The 15,118-nt window shown below is 63.9% G+C and carries 14 protein-coding genes; all 14 read right to left on the reverse strand.

Features of this window, described 5'->3' with window-relative positions; translation table 11 throughout:
• Positions 1–20: 20 nt before the first annotated feature.
• The 14 genes from PJE01S_RS26205 to PJE01S_RS15690 all read right to left on the reverse strand — a co-directional run bounded on the left by PJE01S_RS26205 (position 21) and on the right by PJE01S_RS15690 (position 14,817).
• Positions 21–1,310: an NAD(P)-binding domain-containing protein gene (locus PJE01S_RS26205; protein ID WP_068834571.1), complete on the reverse strand. Its 1,290-nt coding sequence runs from the start codon at positions 1,308–1,310 to the stop codon at positions 21–23.
• A gap of 132 nt (positions 1,311–1,442) precedes the next feature.
• Complete coding sequence (locus PJE01S_RS15635; protein WP_157090354.1) at positions 1,443–2,657, reverse strand: c-type cytochrome biogenesis protein CcmI/CycH; 1,215 nt, start codon at positions 2,655–2,657, stop codon at positions 1,443–1,445.
• A gap of 25 nt (positions 2,658–2,682) precedes the next feature.
• Positions 2,683–3,144, reverse strand: coding sequence for a cytochrome c-type biogenesis protein (locus PJE01S_RS15640; protein ID WP_068834573.1), 462 nt, complete (start codon positions 3,142–3,144; stop codon positions 2,683–2,685).
• Positions 3,137–3,667: a DsbE family thiol:disulfide interchange protein gene (locus PJE01S_RS15645; protein WP_068834574.1), complete on the reverse strand. Its 531-nt coding sequence runs from the start codon at positions 3,665–3,667 to the stop codon at positions 3,137–3,139. The genes PJE01S_RS15640 and PJE01S_RS15645 overlap by 8 nt, the downstream gene beginning before the upstream one ends.
• Entirely contained in the window at positions 3,664–5,652 is a 1,989-nt protein-coding gene (locus tag PJE01S_RS15650; RefSeq protein ID WP_068834575.1) for a heme lyase CcmF/NrfE family subunit, read from the reverse strand. Before PJE01S_RS15650 ends, PJE01S_RS15645 begins: the two co-directional genes overlap by 4 nt.
• The gene (ccmE, locus tag PJE01S_RS15655) at positions 5,649–6,104 is read right to left on the reverse strand and encodes a cytochrome c maturation protein CcmE (RefSeq protein WP_068834576.1); all 456 of its coding nucleotides are present in this window, start codon (positions 6,102–6,104) and stop codon (positions 5,649–5,651) included. Before ccmE ends, PJE01S_RS15650 begins: the two co-directional genes overlap by 4 nt.
• Positions 6,101–6,277 carry a heme exporter protein CcmD gene (gene ccmD, locus PJE01S_RS24580; RefSeq protein WP_084389587.1) on the reverse strand — a complete coding sequence of 59 codons (177 nt, stop codon included), beginning with the start codon at positions 6,275–6,277 and terminating at the stop codon, positions 6,101–6,103. Before ccmD ends, ccmE begins: the two co-directional genes overlap by 4 nt.
• The gene (gene ccmC / locus PJE01S_RS15660) at positions 6,274–7,032 is read right to left on the reverse strand and encodes a heme ABC transporter permease CcmC (protein ID WP_068834577.1); all 759 of its coding nucleotides are present in this window, start codon (positions 7,030–7,032) and stop codon (positions 6,274–6,276) included. The genes ccmD and ccmC overlap by 4 nt, the downstream gene beginning before the upstream one ends.
• A gap of 34 nt (positions 7,033–7,066) precedes the next feature.
• Positions 7,067–7,738 (reverse strand): heme exporter protein CcmB, encoded by a 672-nt coding sequence (ccmB, locus tag PJE01S_RS15665; RefSeq protein WP_068834578.1) that lies wholly within the window; start codon positions 7,736–7,738, stop codon positions 7,067–7,069.
• Between the two features lie 163 nt (positions 7,739–7,901).
• Positions 7,902–8,627, reverse strand: a complete 726-nt coding sequence (ccmA, locus tag PJE01S_RS15670; RefSeq protein ID WP_084389588.1) for a heme ABC exporter ATP-binding protein CcmA — start codon at positions 8,625–8,627, stop codon at positions 7,902–7,904.
• Positions 8,542–10,950 (reverse strand): tetratricopeptide repeat protein, encoded by a 2,409-nt coding sequence (locus tag PJE01S_RS15675; protein WP_157090355.1) that lies wholly within the window; start codon positions 10,948–10,950, stop codon positions 8,542–8,544. The genes ccmA and PJE01S_RS15675 overlap by 86 nt, the downstream gene beginning before the upstream one ends.
• A gap of 100 nt (positions 10,951–11,050) precedes the next feature.
• Positions 11,051–12,262 carry a cytochrome c3 family protein gene (locus PJE01S_RS15680; RefSeq protein WP_068834580.1) on the reverse strand — a complete coding sequence of 404 codons (1,212 nt, stop codon included), beginning with the start codon at positions 12,260–12,262 and terminating at the stop codon, positions 11,051–11,053.
• A complete protein-coding gene (locus PJE01S_RS15685) occupies positions 12,259–13,929 on the reverse strand; it encodes a cytochrome c3 family protein (protein WP_068834581.1) in 1,671 nt (556 codons plus the stop codon). The genes PJE01S_RS15680 and PJE01S_RS15685 overlap by 4 nt, the downstream gene beginning before the upstream one ends.
• A gap of 69 nt (positions 13,930–13,998) precedes the next feature.
• Entirely contained in the window at positions 13,999–14,817 is an 819-nt protein-coding gene (locus PJE01S_RS15690) for a hypothetical protein (protein WP_157090356.1), read from the reverse strand.
• Positions 14,818–15,118: the final 301 nt, after the last annotated feature.

Genomic DNA, 15,118 nt, shown 5'->3' on the forward strand with positions numbered 1-15,118 from the left:
GAAGCCCATGCCCATCCTGGTTAGGCCGTCCCGAACTTGGTATCGAATTCAATGCCGACTTTTTGAAGCAAAGGCGTTGGCAACAATCCGCCGGCGCAGACAATCACCGCATCATTGCGGTAGCGATGAACGGCGCCGTCGTGCTCGATCTCCACCTCGTGATCGGCAATGCGCTTCACTCTGGAACTCAACAGCACTTGTATGCGACCGGCCTTCTGCTGCTGCTCCAACAGCATGCGGTTCTTTTGCTTGACGCGTGAGAACGCCTCGCTGCGGTAGGACAGCTGCACATCGGTGCCCTCCTGCTCGGAGAGTGCGATGGCCGCTTCCAGTGCACTGTCGCCTCCGCCGACCACCAGCACCGTCTGGCCCTGATACTGAGCCGGATCAATGAGCCGATAGGTCACCTTGGCGGACTCTTCGCCGGGCACTTCCAGCTTGCGCGGCGTGCCGCGGCGTCCCATGGACAGCAAGACGCTGCGCGTGACATGGCGGCCGGTGCTCGTGCGCACCACGAAATTGTCGCCATCCCGTTCAATGCCCTCCAGGCATTCGCGGAAGGAAATCTGGAGATTGGTTTTCTTCACCACATCGAGCCAGAAAGCAAGCAGCTTTTCCTTTTGCACCTCATTGAACTTCACGTTGCCCACTAGGGCGAGCTTGACAGGGGCCGTCATGGCGATCTTGTGCCGCGGGTAGTGATAGACCGCCCCGCCCAGAGAGTCTTCCTGCTCGATCAGCTTATAGCGAAGCTTGTGCTGCATGGCCGAAAGGCCGGCTGACAGACCCGCAGGCCCGCAACCCACGATCACCACGTCGTGATCAGCTTGCCCGTTGGCTCTCTTGCGGATCGACTCCATGGCCTGCCGCCCCTGTTCCGCAGCCTTGCGGATCAAGCCCATGCCCCCAAGTTCGCCCGCCACGAAGATGCCGGACACATTGGTCTCAAACTCCGGGCTGATGTTCGGAATGTCAATGCCTCTTTTTTCAGTGCCGAACACCAGCTTGATCGCGTCGACAGGACAGGCGGCCAGACAGGCGCCATGTCCGATGCAGGCCGCCGCGTTCTTCAAAACGGCCTTCCCGTTGACAATGCCGAGCGCGTCCTCGGGACAAGCCTTGGCGCAAGCGCCCGACCCCATGCAGCGCGCCGGGTCAATGACGGGATGCAATGAGGGCGGCTCGTTCATGCCGCTGTCGATGGCCTGTTGCAATTCCTCGGCGTGCGCTACGTGAATGCGGCGATGCCGCAACAGGTACAGAACAATGAAAACGCCGACGACGGCGACATAAAGGTAGATATATTTCAAAACGAAGCATTCCCAACATGAGGCAGTCCCCACGGGGCCTGCCAATAGCCGCTACTGTGCAGCAATTTCCGAAATCTTGGGCTGAAGTGTCGATAAAACCCTCGAATTTCACCTGAAAACCAGAAGCAGTCCCTACTGCGCGACAATTTTTGAAATTTCGACCTTCAGGGCGGTCGCGCCGAGGTTGACCGGACCTGCCTCGCCCGACAAATCACCTTTCTGGGGCATCGCTTCCCCGGTTTTACTGATCCTGGCACCAATGACCACGCTGGTGGCGCCGGACAACCGGGCCACCGGCGACATGGAGAGGCTGTCATCCAGCGTGAAATGCAGCGGCAGGTCCTTGACCTTTTTACGCAGGATCGCCAGCGGCATGCCTCGCCCATCGGCGGCCCGCGCAAAGATGAATACCGTATCCTCAGGCGCGGCCTGGCGGCCCAGGGCAGGCGAGAGAAATACCGTGCCGCTGACCGTCTTGCCTGGCGGCGCCAGGGGAGGCTGCCCGGCGGCTGCGGCCTGGCTGGCCGCGAGGCGACCCAGTTCGCGTGCTTGCACGAGGCTGGACTGAGCCTGCAGCACAAGGTCGCTGTCGCCCGGCCCGAACGCCACCACCTGTTCCCAGTGCCTGACGGCGCCGGCGTAGTCCTTGCGGTTGAACGCATCGGTACCGGCCAGAGACAGCGCCTTGAGGTTGCGCGGGTCCAGCTTGAGCGCCTTGTCCACCCATTTCATCGGTTCCCCCGCCAGCGACCGGTCGTTGATCACCGCCAAGGCGTCGGCATAGTCGGCCAGCAGTTGGGCATGGTCAGCGCGCAAGGCGACGGCGCGCCGATAGGCGTTGAGCGCTTCGGCATGACGGCCGAGTACCGTGTACGAGCGGGCCAGCATGCCCCAGCCCTCCGCGTCCTGCGGCTGCGCCTCCAGCCGGGCCGCGAGCTTGTCGGTCATGGCCGCGATCTGGTCCGCATCCATGGGATGCGGCTGGCCGTCGGGGTCGGGGCTTGTCGCGGCCGGCTCCGACTGAACGACCGGCTCCCCGCCCCACCGGGCAGGCGAGCCCATCCACCAATAGCCCGCGCCTGCGATCGCCAGCACCAGCCCGGCCAGAACGGCCAGTGTTCGACGGGGGAGCCTTTCGGGCACAGGCGGCTGACCCGGCGGATTGCCCGCTCCCGCTGCGCCGGGGGCAACCTGGCCCGCGGCGTCCGAGGCAAGCACCAGGTCCAGCAGTCGGCGCTCCAGCGTCGCCTTGCTTTCCTCGTACTGGGGGGCCGGCAAGACACCGGCATCATGCAGCTCCTTGAGTTGCAGGAGCTGCCGTCGGAGGGTGAGGATGCTGTGGTTCATGAGGAACAAGCTGAAATGCGCGGGGTCAGCGCGTGGCACTGGGGCCGGGCGGCTCATCGGTGGCGTCGGTTTCGTCGGCCTCGAACAACTCGGGGGGCATGCGGCTGCGCCGCCGCAGAACCGCAAACAGCGCGGCCAGACCACCCAGCAGCAGCAGGGCGGGCCCGAACCACAGCAGCAGCGTGGCTCCCTTCAAGGGCGGCCGGTAAAGAACAAAATCACCATAGCGTGCCGTCATATAGTCGATGACCTGCTGCTCGCTGTCGCCGCGCCTGAGCATCTCGCGCAACTGATCGCGCAAATCCACGGCCAAGCCGGCCTGGGAGTCGGCGAGGGTCTGGTTCTGGCAGACAAGGCATCTCAGTTCGGCGGCGATCCGCAGCATGCGCGCCTCGAGGACCGGATTGTCAGCAGCCGGCAGCGCCTCCTTGGCCGCGGCAACGCCAAGGAAAAGGGCCAAGACCAGCAGCGCAATCAGCTTAGCCATTGAGTTGCCTCACCAGCGGTTCGACGCGGGTGCGAATCACCTCGGGCGTCAGGGGCCCGATGTGTTTGAGGCGCACCACCCCCGCGCGGTCAATGATGAAGGTCTCCGGCACGCCGTATACCCCCCAGTCAATCCCGGCGCGCCCATCCTGGTCAAAGAGCGAGGCCTCGTACGGATTGCCGAAACGCGCCAGCCATTGCTGCCCCGCCGCGCGGCCATCCTTGTAATTGAGGCCATACACAGGCAGCAGCCTGCGCCCCGCGAACTCCACCAGCAGCGGATGCTCCACGCGGCAGGCCACGCACCAGGATGCCCACACGTTGAGCATCCAGACCTTGCCCAGCAAGTCATTGCGCTGGATGACCTGATGCGGGTCATCCAGCCGGCTGAGCGAAAAACCGGGGGCGGGCTTGCCAATCAGGGGGGAGGGGACTTCCTTGGGATCGAGCCTCAGTCCGGCTGCCAGTAAAGCAACCAGCCCGAAGAAGATGCCCAGCGGAATGAGGAACTTCAGACTTTTCATGCGCTCGTCCCCGGCACCAGCCCAGCCGGCTGCACCTGTTCGCTGCGCTTTTTGGCGCGGTAGCGGCGGTCGGTTGCGGCCAGCAAGCCGCCCATCGCCATCACCAGACAACCGCCCCAGATCCAGTCAACGAAAGGCTTGACATAGACCCGCACAATCCATGCCCCCCCTTCCACAGGTTCGCCCAGCGAGACGTAGAGATCACGCGTCAGGCCGGTGGCGATGGCGGCCTCGGTCATCGGATTCTGTTGCACCCGGTAAACGCGCTTTTCCGGGCGCATGTCCTTGAGCCGGTGGCCGTTTCGGCTGACCTCCACCAGACCCTGCATGGCCGTGTAATTGGGCCCGGCGATCTCCCGCACGCCCCTGAACACAAAGGTGTAGCCGCTGACCGTGGTGCTGTCGCCCACGTCCATCTTCACGTCGCGCTCCATCTCGTAGGTCTTGACCATGACCACGCCGAAGCAGAAAAACGCCACGCCCAAGTGGGCCAGCATCATGCCCCACCTGGCACGCGGTATCTGGACGAGGCGGCGCGGCACATCCTTGAAGGCGCCGCCAGTGGGGCTCACTGTCTCCCACAGATCCGTGAGGATTGAGGCGACGATCCAGAAGGCCATCCACAAACCCAGGGTGGCCACCAGCGAGATGCTGCCCGCCAGCCAGCCTGTGGCCAGCGCGACCACCACGCTGACGCCAGCCGCCCAGCGAAGCCGTCGAGCCAGATCCGGCAGTTCGGCCTGCTTCCAGCGTGCCAAGGGACCAATTCCCATCAGGAAAACCGTGGGCGCCATCAGCGGCATGAACACCGAGTTGAAATACGGCGGCCCCACTGAAATCTTACCCATGGCCAGCGCATCGAGCAGCAGGGGATACAGGGTTCCGAGCAGAACGGCCCCAGCGGCCACCAGCAGCAGCACGTTGTTGCCCAGGAGCATCGTCTCGCGTGAAGCCACTGCAAAACGGGCTCCCAGCCCCACTTTGGGCGCACGCCAGGCATACAGCGCCAGCGAGGCCCCCACGGTCACCGTCAGGAAGCACAGGATGAAGAGCCCCCGCCGGGGATCAGTCGCAAACGCGTGGACCGACGACAGCACCCCCGAGCGAACGAGGAACGTCCCCAGCAGCGATAGCGAGAACGCCATGATGGCCAGCAGCACCGTCCACGATTTGAAGCTCCCGCGCTTCTCCGTCACCGCCAGTGAATGGATCAATGCCGTACCGGTCAGCCAGGGCATGAAGGAGGCGTTCTCCACCGGGTCCCAGAACCACCAGCCGCCCCAGCCCAGCACATAATAGGCCCACCAGCTGCCCAAGGCGATGCCAATCGTCAGAAACATCCAGGCCACGGTGGTCCAGGGACGTGTCCAGCGGGCCCAGGTCGCGTCCAGGTTGCCACCGATCAGGGCCGCGATGGCAAACGCGAAAGCCACCGAAAAACCCACGTACCCCATGTACAGCAAAGGGGGATGGAACACCATGCCCGGATCCTGCAGCAGGGGATTCAGGTCCTGGCCGTCGGCCGGCACGGGGAACAGGCGCTCAAACGGGTTGGATGTGGCCAGCGTGAACAGCAGAAAACCGACGCCCACCAGTCCCATGACCGCCAGCGTCCGGGCCAGCACCGGCAGCGGCAGATGGCGGCTGAAACTCGCCACCGCCACCATCCAGGTGCACAGCATCAGCACCCACAGCAACAGGGATCCCTCGTGTCCGCCCCAGACGGCCGCGACGCGGTAGGCCAAGGGCAGGGCTGAGTTGGAGTTGGAGGCGACATAGAGCACCGAAAAGTCGTGCCGCACAAACGAAGCCGTCAGGCAGGCAAAGGAGAGCACCACCAGCGTAAATAGCAGGTAGGCCGCCGGTCGCGCCAATGCCATCCATGCCACGTTCGAGCGGGCCGCTCCCGCCAGAGGCAAAGTGCTCAGGATGACCGCGACGCCCAGCGCAAGCCACAGCAGGAAATGGCCGAGTTCAGGAATCATCGGCCTGGCTCCGTCACCGTCGCCGCCTGGGCGTTGACCTTGGTGGCGCGCCGCAGCGCTTCGACCGCTTCGGGCGGCATGTAGTTCTCATCATGCTTGGCCAGCACTTGGCGGGCCTCAAACACGCCGTCACGCAGCTGGCCCTGCGCTACCACGCCCTTGCCCTCCTTGAACAGGTCCGGAAGGATGCCCTGGTAGCGCACCCGCACCGACTTCGCGGTATCGGTCACGACGAAGCTGACAGCGACGCCCTCGCGCTTCACACTGCCTGCCTCCACCAGCCCTCCCACGCGAAACGTCCGCCCCGAGGGGACTTCACTCGCAGCGATCTGGGACGGCGAGTAAAAGAAAATCAGGTTGCTTTGAAAGGCATTCAATACCAGCGCTGCCACTGCGCCCAAGGTGGTGATCACGCCAACGGCGATGGCAAGGCGCCGATGACGGGGTTTCATGTCACGCGCCCCTCTGGATGGGAACCGCCGGTGTCACCCAGGGCCCGCCGGTGCCGGCGCAGCGCCAGTAGCGGCTCGCACACCATCAACACCAGGACCATCGCGTAGGCGCCCCAGACATACAACCCGTAGCCTCCCAAGGCCAGAAATTCGCCGACGCTGTTCCAGTTCATGCCGACACCTCCCGGGATTGGCGCCCCAGTTTGGCGACCCACTCGGCCTCTCCCTCTCGTTCCAGAACTATGGCGCGTGTTCGCTGGAATACAACCGCGAAGGCATAAGCCCAGCAAGCCGCGGCCATGAGCAGCAAGGCGTTGAGCATGGTATCGGCCATCCTGGGGGCGGCCGTCACGCTGATGGTGGTCCCCTGGTGCAGCGTGTTCCACCAGCGCACCGAGAAATAAATGATGGGCACGTTGATCGCGCCAATCAGAACCAGCAGAGCCCCGGCATGATCACCCCTGCGCACGTCGTCGATCGACTCCGTCAGCGCCATGTAGCCAGCATACAGGAACAGCAGGATCAATTCCGAGGTCAGCCTGGCATCCCAGACCCACCAGGTGCCCCAGGTCGGCTTGCCCCACAGCGCGCCTGTCCACAAGGCGAGAAACGTGAACATCGCGCCCGTGGGAGCGATGGCGCGCGCCACCATGGACGCGAGTCGGGCATTCATCGTCCAACCAACGACGGCCCAGCCGGCCATGACCAGGTACAGGAGCATGGACATCCAGGCGGCCGGAACGTGAATGAAGATGATCCGGTACGCCTCCCCTTGCGTCGCATCGGTCGGCGCCACGAGAAAGCCGACGTACAGTCCCGCCAGCGCAAACAGGACGGCAGCCGCCCACAGCCCAGGCAGCAACCTGCCGCTGAGCGTGTAGAAGCGCGACGGCGCGGCAAAAGCGAAAAAGCGGATCGGGGTGGGCATGCCTGGATCGGTTCTTCAAAGCGTCAACCGTACATCACGATGTCGAGATACGCAAGGCCGCCGCCGTGGCCGGGGGGGCCGCCAGCAGCGCCAACAGGAGCAGGGCTGCCAACAGCGACAAATGGCCTTGGGCGGAAAGCCCCGCGTCGACCATGACCACGGCCCCGGCGCCAAAAATCAGCACGGGAATGCACAAAGGTAAAACAAGCAACAAAATCAATGCACCGCCGCCCCGCAAGCCCAGCGTCAGTGCCGCCCCCACGCTGCCGAGCAGGCTCAGCACAGGCGTGCCCAAGAGCAGGCTCAACGCCATGATCGCAATGGCCTGCGGCTGCATGTCGAACAAAAGACCGAGGACCGGGCTCGCGACGACGAGCGGAAGCCCGGTCAGCAGCCAGTGCGCCAGCGCCTTGCCGGCGGCAATCAGCATGATGGGTTGGCCGCAAAGCAGCATCTGGTCCAGCGAGCCGTCCGCGTCATCGGTGGCGTAAAGGGTGTTGAGCGAGAACATCGCTGCCAGCAGCGCGCAGACCCACACCACACCCGGCGCGGTCTGCCGCAGCATGGAAGGTTCCGCTCCCACGCCGAGCGGAAACAGGCTGGCGGCGATCAGGAAAAACGCCAGCGGAAGCAGCGCCTCGACACGTCGTCGCCCGGCCAGCTTCAGATCCCGCGCCGTGACCAGCCAGAGGCCATTGGCGCTCATCGACCCCCCACGCCCGATAATGCCGGGCTGCCCCCCAAGGGGGCTGAGTGCCGCGGCTCCAAGCCTCCTGCCCGCGCAGGCCTGGACGGCACGAAGAACTGCTGCGTCTCGCAGCAGTGCGGCCTGCAAGGCCGAGCTTGCTTGAAGCGGTTCTGCGCGGCGCTCATGCGCGCCGTTCCGTGTCCAGTACCAGCTGCCGGACCGGCCGCACCGGCAAGGTCGGTGGCACATGGGAGGTCAACAGCACGCCGCCGCCTCGCGCGAGGTGTTCCTCCAGCAGTCCTTCGACAGCTTGCACCCCGGCGGCATCCAGCGCATCAAACGGCTCATCGAGCAACCAAAGCCCTGCCACCCGCTCCAGTGCCAGTCGGGCCAGTGCCACACGGCGGCGCTGGCCCTGCGACAGGGTGCGAACCATGGCGTGGCACCGGTGGTCCATGGCCAGCCGGCGTAAGGCCGACATTACGGCAGCCGGGGAACTCTCCCGACCGTGCAGGCGAGCGAGAAAACCAAGCGCCTCGAAGGCCGTCAGGTCGTCCTTGAGGGCGTTGGCGTGGCCGATATATACCTGTTGCCGCCGCAGCGCCTGCGGATCGCCGTGTGTCGCCGCGATCACATGGCCCGCGTCGGGCTGCAGCAGGCCCGCCACAATGCGCAGCAGGCTGGTTTTGCCGCTGCCGTTGGGGCCGCGTAGCCACAGTGCCTGCCCGCGCCCGACTTCAAAGCAGAGCGCTTTGAAAAGCCATTCGCCGCCACGCCGGCAGGCCAGGTCGGCCGCCTTGAGAAGAGGCTCTCCCGGCGGCTCAGAAGTCGTAGCGGACCCCGATGGAGTAAAAGGCGTTGCTCGAAGACTCCTGGCGGGTGCGAGAACTCGATTTGGATCGCTCATAGGACAACTCGGACTCCAGTGAAACCTTCTGCAGCACACGGTAAGTGACGCGTAGTCCCGGTGTCCAGCGGGTAATCGTGGTGGCAGTGTTGTCGGTTTGGCGGTAGTACCTCAGCGAAGGCTCCAGCTGCCATTTGTCGTCCAGACTGCTCAGGTTGTTGTAGGACAGCAAGTTGCCACGGAAGGTCGGTCCCCGCAGATGGCTTGCATTGAAGACATGCGTGTCGCGCGCGGAGTACAGGTTGGTGCCGATCAGTTGTCCGCCCACGCTCCAGATATTGCCGGTGCTCGGGCTGCCGCTGGGGAAAATAACCGGGACCGGCCTGACCTCTCCCACCTTGGTCAGGCGGATGTCGCCGCCAATCTGCCAGTTGGGGCTCACCGGTGTCGTGACCCCCGCCAGCGCCTGCGTCTGGTACGCCGTGATGCCCTTGACCTGGTCGCGCAGGGTCGTGATCGGTGTCGTGGCAAGCAGATCCTGCAGGCGCCGGGCGGGCGTGAGCAAGGTGGGGTCCTGGAAAAACAGGATGTTGCCCAGCGACAGCACCGGCGTGGCACGCCGGTCGTACAGAAAGTTGAACACCGTGTTGTCGGGCAACTGCCAGGTGCCCTGCAGCGTGGCGATGTTGATGCCGTGCAGGACGGTGTCGTAGTCGATCTGCGCGGAGGCGGACACGCCGCCGCTGAAATACCGCAGCTCGGTGCCTATGGCCCGGCGGTCCACTTCGCCATCGATGGTCTGCTGGTTGAAGTACAGGCTGCCATTGATCTCGCTGGTCAACTGCTCGGCATCGACCCAGACGCCGAACATGCGTCTGCGTGTGTCGAGCAACTCATCGCTGGGCGCACCGGCCATGGCATTGATTTTCCATTTCGGGGCGAATTGATAGCCGGCCTGCAGGCCGTCGAAACGGTACAGCACGCCACCGCCGGTAGGGGATTGGCGTCCGACCCGAAAGCTGGTGCCGTTGACCAGGGAGCGCCGGTCGAAATACAGGGCGGACAGTCGGTTCCTGTTGGGCCGGTTGGCCCTCAGGTCGTTGGTGTGGGTGTCGCGGAACACGAAACGCATGTCGGTTTCGTCATCACGGTAGCGCCAGTTGAGGTCGGCCGTGGTCTGTACCTGGCTCTGGGTGGTGCCCGAAATGGTGTTGTCGCTTTGCAGCTCGGGCAGAGCGCTGATGGGCGAGTCGAGAAACTCCTGCGTGCGAACCTTTGATTTTCCGCCGTAATAAAAGGCAGACAAGGAGCCGCTCCAGCTGGACAGGGGCTCTGCGGCCGGCTTGCCGGCCGGCGCCTCGGGGGCCGGCTGCGCAATTGTTGCGAGCAGTTGGCGGACACGGTCGCTGTCCTGCCCGGTCGGGTAGAGCGTCAGGAAAAGCTCAAGCTCGCCGCGCGCGCGCGCGGTGTCGCCCAGCTTCAGTCGCGATTGGGCAATGAGTTCCTGCGCCCTGCGCGAGGAGGCATTGGGAGGCAGGCTGAGCAACTGGCCCAGCAGTTCTACCGCAGCCGCGTGGTCGCCACGGTCATGGGCTGACTCGGCGTCCGCCAGCAGCGCTGCCGCCTTGGCGTCGACCTCCGCCGCGCTCAGGGCGCCGGGCTCGCCCGCCGCCGCACCGGCAGCCGGTGGCACGGTCACGATGACCGACTTCGGGAACCGCCGCAGCAAGACGCGGCGTGCATTTTCGGCTTCCTGCAGGGTCGCAAAATACCCGAGGTTGGTGTCATGAACGGTTTGTCCGTCTGCGGAACGGGTCGAGGTGAAGATCTCAAAGCCCCGCAAACTGGCGGGCAGGGCGGCTGTCGGCTTGCCGGGCTCGGCGGAACTCTGCAGCGTGATGGAGTAGCGTCGCGCGGCGCCCGTCGCAGGAGTCAGCCTGGCCACGACGGGAGGCGGGGGCACCGCGTCGGCCAGCCCCTCCAGAACGATCTCCAGGCTCTTGCCTCCGCGTCCGGCACGAACGTGGAAACGGGTGGGCGGGCTGAATCGAATCACCAGCTTGCGGTTCAGATTGCTGGGGTCCACGGTTTCGTCCAGGATCACCATCCGCGGCAGGCCATCCCCGCCGACCACCTTCTTCTGACCGGCAATCAGGCTTAAGAGCTCCCGCGACGGCAGCACATCGTAGAAGGCTTGGGCGAGGTCACCCGCGCGCGCCGTGATCACGCGCCGGTACTGGATCGGCGTCACGAATCGGATCTCGGCAATCGCATGGGCTCCTTCGCGGCGGAACTCGACGTCCTCGATCAACTGCGCATTGGCCACTGCGGAAAGACACAGCAGGAAGCTGGCCGTTACGTATTGTCGAATCATTGCTTTCATGGTTATCTTGTTGTCGTCTAGTTCTTGTCTTGTGGTCCCGTTTCAGGCAGCACCCGAACAGCCTTGCGTCAGGCCTCGCCCGCGGCAAGGAGATGAAACCTCATTTCCAGTTGCGAAACGCCGCCCCTACATTGCCCACCGGTCGGTGGCAGCCGGACTCCGAGCAGTCGATGGCCGGCGGCGTCTTGGTTTTGTGCGTCAGCGCCTGCCTTTCCATGTTGCCCAGGTAATTGCTTCCCGTGGCGTGACACGACTTGCACCAGCCCGCGCCACCGCCCAGACTGGCGCCGTGATTCATCCGCACCCCGGCCCAGTTGGCGGTGCTGGCATGACAGGCATTGCAGTCCATGCCGGCGCCGTTGAGCAGCTGCGATTCAGGGATGTGATTGGCCGGCTTGGCCAAAGCCCCGGTGACCCCCTGGGTGGTGTAGTTGCCGTTGTGACAGGACTTGCAGGCACTCGTGGTCACCACGCTGTGGTTCATGGCGACGGCGGTGGCGAAACTCGCCTGCGAGCGGTGGCAAGCGTCGCATCTGGCCAGGCCCGTCGTCACCGGAATGTGCGTGGCAGGTTTTCCCCTCGCTCCGGTCCCGGTGTGACAGGTGTCGCAGGTGCCGGTCCCCACCGCGTTCGCGGGCGAGTGCGTAAACTGCACGGCAAGCCAGTTGCTACTGGACCGGTGACAGAGCTCGCAAGCCGTCACCCCGACATGCCAAGGTGTATTCGGCTTGCCGACGGCCGGTGGGTAGCTGCCGTTGTGGCAGCTTGCGCACTGCGTGCTGACCGGCACATTGCTGTGGAACCTCGCTGGTGTCCACGCGGCGAAGCCTCCCTTGTGACAAGTGTCGCAGTTGGTGATGGCCACACCCGCCACCGTCTGATAGGGAATGTGGTTGGCCGGCCTTCCCGGGGCCGTGATGCCGTTGTGGCAGGTGGCGCACGTGCCTGCCACAACGCCGCTGTGGTTGAAGCGGGCGCCGGTGAACGTCTGGGTGTTGTGACAGCTGTCGCAGTTCATCTGGGTGGGGATGTGGCGCGGCGGCTTGACGGTGTTGGAGCGGGCGTGTCGCAGGCCGCTGGTGTGGCAGCTGGCGCAGTCTTTGGGCGTCCCCTTGAACACCCCGTCGATGTGGCAGGACTCACAACGCTGCGCGGTATGGATGCCGACGAGAGGGAAACCCGTCGTGAGATGGTCAAAGTTGCGTGGAGGACTCTGGGCCAGGGCCTGCGGGCCGACGCAGGCGAACACGATGACCCCTGCCCAGCTGAACAGCAGCGCCATCACGCGCGCCCGGCTGATTGCTTGCTTCATGGGAACCTCCGTTCGGCCGGCGCCCGGATCACCGATTCCGGGGGCCGTCGGCTCGCATGGTAACGCTCCCCCCATTGCGCCGCCGTTAGCGTTGGTAACTGGTCGGCCGGCGCAAGGGATGATGGCGTGATCCGCCCCCGAATCTTTTTCCAGTTCTCCGCCACATGGCACTGTTCGCAACGCATGCCGAACTGCCCATCATGGGCATCGTCTCCGCGGTGGCAGGCGCTGCAGTTCGTTCCCGTCGGCGCCACATTCCTGCCCTGGGGCGCTACCTGTTGATGGCAGCGCTCGCAAGCCACTTTGCGATGTGCGCCGTCCAGTCGGAATGGGGTGCGCTTGTCGTGGTCGAACTCCCAGATCGGCCAGCCGCGCGCGTTATGGCAGGTTTCGCAGCGCACGCCGAACTTCAGTTGGTGCTTGTCAACTGTCTTGTGGCACGCATAGCAATCACGGGACGCCTCTTTGAAGCGCGTGGTGGGGTGGCAGTTCTTGCATGTGACCGTCAGGTGGCGCCCGGTCAGCGGGAAGCGCGTGAGACTGTGGTCAAATTTTTCCACCTTCCAGCTGTTGTCGTTGTGGCACTGCTCGCATCGTCTGCCCAGCTGGCCTTCATGCTTGTCGTTTTTCTTGTGGCAGCTGTAGCAGTCCAATGGCGTGTTTCGAAAGCTGCGCGGGTCCTGGTGGCAGGCGCTGCATTTGAGCAGCTTTTCGGAATGGGCGTTGCGCAATGAAAATCGGGTGCGGTCGTGGTCGAAACGGCCAGCGGTCGTTTTCCAGCTGCGCTCGGTGTGGCAGTCCGCGCAGTTCGTGCCCAGCGTTCCCACGTGCCTGTCGTCCTTTTTGTGGCAAGCGATGCAGTCCTTGGGCGCCTCCTTGAACATGGTGCTCTTGTGGCAGTTCTTGCAGTCGACTTGGAGATGCTTGCCTAGCAGCGGAAAGCTGGTCTGGTCGTGGTTGAATTTGGCGGCCTCTTTCCAACCGCGTTCGCTATGGCAGCTGCCGCAGTCGCGACCCAGCGATTCCTTGTGCTTGTCGTCCTTGCGGTGGCAGGCGATGCAGGTGCGCGGCGTGTCCTTGAAGATGTTGTTCCGGTGGCAACTGGCGCACTTGACATCGGCGTGCTTGCCGGTCAGCGCAAAACGGGTTTTGTCGTGGTCAAACCGTGTTTCCTTCCAGCTGGACTCGGTGTGGCAGTCGGCGCATTTGGCCCCCAGGGCGCCCTTGTGCGCATCGTCCTTTCGGTGGCAGGCGATGCAATCCGCCGGCGCATCGCGGTATTTCTTGCCCGCCCCATGGCATTTTTCGCATTCGACCTGCTGGTGTTTGCCGCGTAGCGCGAAATCCGTCTGCTTGTGGTCAAACTGCTTCTTGTCCAGCGATACGATCTGAGCATTGCGGCCCTTGTGATCGGTATGGCAAGTGTTGCAGGCCTGGGGCTTGATGCGCCCGTGAAAGCCGGTTTTGGCGCGGACGTCAGCCCCGATGTCCTTGTGGCAGCTCATGCACAAACCATCCTGGGCCTTGCGGTCGAACTTGACATGGCACTGCGCGCAATCGTTCTCCCACTTGGCGTGCGGCTGGATGAGCTTGCCCGGCGCAAGGATGGACTCAATGCCTTGGGCCAAAACGACGGGCGTGAGCGTCCAGCCCGACAGCGTTGCCAAGAACCACAGTAACGTCTGAAGAGCGAGAAGCCTGCATAAGTTCAGCCATCGTCTCAACCCACCCCCTGCTCAATATGCGTGAACGGCAACTACGTGCACGATTACGCTGATAACCAGCAAGTAAACAAACGGAATGTGCGCCACATGCCACAGCGAAACCAGGCGCTCATAAGCCGTATATTGCGCTACACGCACCACGGAGGTCAAATGTCGCCGCACGAGCTTGCCGGCCAGCCGCTCGCGCTTGGCCAGGTTCCTGGGCTCCCAGCCGGCCGTCTTGGCCATTCCGCGCAGCGGCGGCCGGATATCGGCCATGCAGGCCCGATAGGTGAGCCACTGTTTGACCGGCAGCCAGAACACCCGGCGCAGACAAGTCAGCGCATTCGGTCGGACACTGATTTCTCCGTCGGCAAAGGCCTTCAGCCGTTGCGCCACCGCCGGCGCAAAACGCAGCAGGGAGCTTGCTTCGCGCTGATGCAGTCCCGCGCTGACTTCCAGGTCATGCAGACTGGTCCGCTCGCCGTGCAGCCCACGGTTGACCCGCGCGTAGAGGAAGCGACCGACCACGCCGCTCAGCGCCACGAGGACCATGCTGTACAGCGCGACCGCTGCGTTCAACGATCGCGCCTGGAATGTGGAATGCAGCAGGATCAGCAGCGGCCCGAAGACACCGAAGCCCATGTGAACCCAGAACCACCATTTCACCCGGCCCCAGCCCTGCGCGAAGCGGAAATGCTTGCGCAATGGGTAGCTGAACAGCAGCAACATCATCACGCCACCGGCCACGCCCAGCCAGTAACCGATGTCATCGCCGGACTCGAAGTAACCCAGGCGGCTAATCCGCCATGCTCCCCAAGTCAGCCCGATCAGGATGAAATAGACCATCATGTCACTGGCCAGCAAACGGCCAGTGGTCCGGGCAGAAACCTCGGTGGGGATGGAGGACGGTGATAGGGACGCTCGATTCATTGTTGTTCGCAAGCCTGTTCATTGGGGTTTTCACTCCAATGCATCAGGCACGCGGACCGACCGCATCCCTAGGGGTGATGAAGATGAGGAGTGTTTGTGTGAAGAAGCCTCCATATGATGTGCATATGAAAGCTTTTGCGTTAAGAAGAAAGCATAGCACTGACCTGCTGTAAGAATATAGGTCGTTGGGGTAACCGTTTGTCAGGGATGGTCTGCACAA

Origin of the sequence: Polaromonas jejuensis NBRC 106434 (assembly GCF_001598235.1) — a bacterium.
In the GTDB taxonomy this organism is placed as follows: Bacteria; Pseudomonadota; Gammaproteobacteria; order Burkholderiales; family Burkholderiaceae_C; genus Polaromonas; species Polaromonas jejuensis.